The sequence below is a fragment of the Pseudomonas sp. PDM02 genome (assembly GCF_014852285.1).
In the GTDB taxonomy this organism is placed as follows: Bacteria; Pseudomonadota; Gammaproteobacteria; order Pseudomonadales; family Pseudomonadaceae; genus Aquipseudomonas; species Aquipseudomonas migulae.
This window is the reverse complement of sequence record NZ_JACVBL010000041.1, coordinates 1-498: the sequence shown is the minus strand read 5'-3', so window position 1 is coordinate 498 and position 498 is coordinate 1. Positions and strand designations below refer to the sequence as shown.

General features: G+C 49.2%; 1 protein-coding gene. It reads left to right on the top strand.

From position 1 onward, the window contains the following. Window positions 1-81: 81 nt before the first annotated feature. On the top strand, window positions 82-498 hold a 417-nt coding region (locus IB245_RS28935), incomplete at its 3' end, for a cyclic nucleotide-binding domain-containing protein (protein ID WP_080080813.1).

Below are 498 nucleotides of genomic sequence, written 5' to 3'. Positions count from 1 at the left end.
GGGTAAGAATTCGATTGCAACCCCAGAGTCCGGATGCATCTTATGACTCTGGTGACAGCTTATAACAGAGGATAACAGCGCATGGTGCTTGGCAAACCGCAAACAGACCCGACTCTCGAATGGTTCTTGTCTCATTGCCACATTCATAAGTACCCATCGAAGAGCACGCTGATTCACCAGGGTGAAAAAGCGGAAACGTTGTATTACATCGTTAAAGGCTCGGTGGCAGTGCTGATCAAAGATGAAGAAGGGAAAGAGATGATCCTTTCTTATCTGAACCAGGGCGATTTCATCGGTGAACTGGGCCTGTTTGAAGAGGGCCAGGAACGTAGCGCCTGGGTTCGTGCAAAGACAGCATGTGAAGTGGCTGAAATTTCTTACAAGAAATTCCGTCAGCTGATTCAGGTTAATCCTGACATCCTGATGCGTCTTTCTTCCCAGATGGCGCGCCGTCTGCAGGTGACATCTGAGAAAGTGGGTAACCTCGCCTTCCTGGAC